2 protein-coding genes are annotated in these 2,009 nt (G+C 70.3%); one reads left to right on the top strand and one right to left on the bottom strand.

Translation table 11 applies throughout. The features are described 5' to 3' along the window. Positions 1 to 218: 218 nt before the first annotated feature. On the bottom strand, positions 219 to 1,694 hold the full coding sequence (locus tag D7V77_RS41720) for a pentapeptide repeat-containing protein (protein WP_167548061.1): 1,476 nt from the start codon (positions 1,692 to 1,694) through the stop codon (positions 219 to 221). Positions 1,695 to 1,738: 44 nt separating this feature from the next. Here D7V77_RS41720 and D7V77_RS41715 point away from each other — a divergent pair. Further along, positions 1,739 to 2,009: S4 domain-containing protein (locus D7V77_RS41715; protein WP_255424695.1), on the top strand; the 271-nt coding region annotated here is incomplete at its 3' end.

The following is a 2,009-nucleotide window of genomic DNA, read 5'->3' as shown; positions in this document are numbered from 1 at the left end:
TATCCCGCCCGCCGCACCCTCGCTCGCGGTGCCACGCCGCGTGCCCTGAAGGTAGGGAGCCAGGCGCGGGATGAAACCCCGCCTCCCCCGGGGATGAGAGAGGCACGGCTTCCTGCACACAGGCGGCGCACGACATGAAAAGGCCCGGCGGGATGCGCGCGGGGCGCTCCGACCGGGCCTTCTCCTGCTTCAGCTCCCGCGCCGCGGGAGGTGGGGCACTACGCCTCCGGCGACTGGACGATGAGCTTCTCCTTGCCGCACACGTCGCACCGCACGTGCACGAACAGGTCGTCGTCGCTCTCCTCGGGCACCTCGCCCTCGGGCACGCCCAGCTCCGCCTTGCCCAGCGCCGGCACCTTGGCCGGGATGTCCTGCGCCTTGAGCGACTGCACGTAGGTCATCTCGCGCTCGTGGCACTCGCGCACTTCCGGGCCGGACAGCCACTGCGGCTCCATGCCCTCCGGCAGCCGGCTGAGCAGCTCCAGGTTGGTCACGGACTCCGCCAGGTACGCCAGGCGGCGCAGCCGCGCCTCTTCCGGCAGGGCCGCGAACACCTGGAAGCCCTCCAGCAGCGTCTGCCGGTCCTCGCCCGTGGCCGCGTTCGCCAGCTCCAGCGACGCGTCCGCCGACTCCAGCGCCTCGTCCCAGTTGTTCTCCGGGTTGAAGCCCGCCTCCAGCAGCGACGAGTACAGCTGCGCGGCCGCCAGCCGGCGACGCACCTCGTGCAGGTGCTCCACCACCTCGTGCGTCAGGCGCAGCTCCAGCAGCGCCCCCGTGGTGCGGGGATCCACGGAGCCCGTGAGGTCGTCCACCTCCACCTCGGTGCGCAGCTCCGCCTTGAGCTGCTTCGCCGCGGCGAAGCGGAACAGGGGCAGCACGCCCACCTCGCGCAGGTACACCGCCGCGACGTTGGCCTCCTTGCCGCCCATGCGCAGCGCCTTCTGCGCGCGCTCCACCGCGCCGGGGTCCGCCGCGGGCTTCTTGTTCTCCAGCCGCGTCTTCACCGCCTCGCGGTACAGGGTCTCCAGGGAGCTGCCCGGCGGCAGCCGCTGCGGCAGCAGCGGACGCAGGCCCGGCACGTCCAGCACCCAGAGCGGGGGCGCGCCCACGCGCTTGAGGGCGCGGAAGAAGAGCGAGCCCGGCGGATCCTGCGGCCGGAACGGGGGCAGCTCGTCCGGGTGCGGGGAAGCCGCGCCGTCCATCGCGCCGCCCAGGTGCGACTGGCCGAGCATCTTCTCGCGCTGCTCACGGGTGAACGCCGTGATGCCCTGGACCGGCGGGGGCGGGGGCGGCGGGGCTTCCTCGCCGTCCAGGCCCGTCACGCGGTCCATGTCCACGTCGTCCATCTCCAGGTCTTCCAGACCCTTGGCGCCCGTGAAGTCACAGCGCAGGAGCTTGAGCTTCTCGAAGACACAGCCTTCCAGGTTGGCGCCCCGGAAGTCGCAGTCCTGGAGGCGGCCCCCGTGGAAGTAGGCGTTGGTGAGGTCCGTGTCCCGGAAGTTCATCTTCGACAGGTCACAGCGCTCCCACTCGGAGCCCACCAGCTCCAGTCCGGAGAGGTCGGCGTTGGCGGAGAACAGCTGCGTGAACGTGGCGCCCGTCTGGCCGGTGGGCGCCTGGCCGGACTTGCGCAGCTTGTTCCATTCGGCGGAACCGTTCTGCAGCAGCTTCTCGATAGTTGGGGCTTTCGGCATGGACCGCGAATTATTCGTGTGGTCTGGTCCAGGCGCCAGCACAAATGATCGAGTACCGAATCGAAGCCGACACAGTCGGGATGCGGCTGGACAAGCACCTGCGCAAGCGGATGCCCAACGTCCCCGTCAGCCACCTCTTCAAGATGATCCGCACCAAGAAGGTGCGAGTGAACGGCAAGCGCGCGCAGCCAGAGCAGTTGCTTGTCGAAGGAGACGTGCTCACCATCCGCGGCACCGAAGAGCAACTCACCCTCGCGGAGCGTCCGAAATCGGACCGTCCGCCTCCCCCGCCACCACCGGTAGACCCCTCCCGGC

The organism is Corallococcus sp. CA041A, from assembly GCF_003612075.1.
Taxonomy (GTDB): domain Bacteria; phylum Myxococcota; class Myxococcia; order Myxococcales; family Myxococcaceae; genus Corallococcus; species Corallococcus exiguus.
This window is presented reverse-complemented; position numbering and strand designations above follow the sequence as displayed.

Coding starts and splice junctions, on each gene's coding strand:
- D7V77_RS41720 (WP_167548061.1), bottom strand. CDS start 1,694: ATGCCGAAAGCCCCAACTATCGAGAAGCTGCTGCAGAACGGTTCCGCC.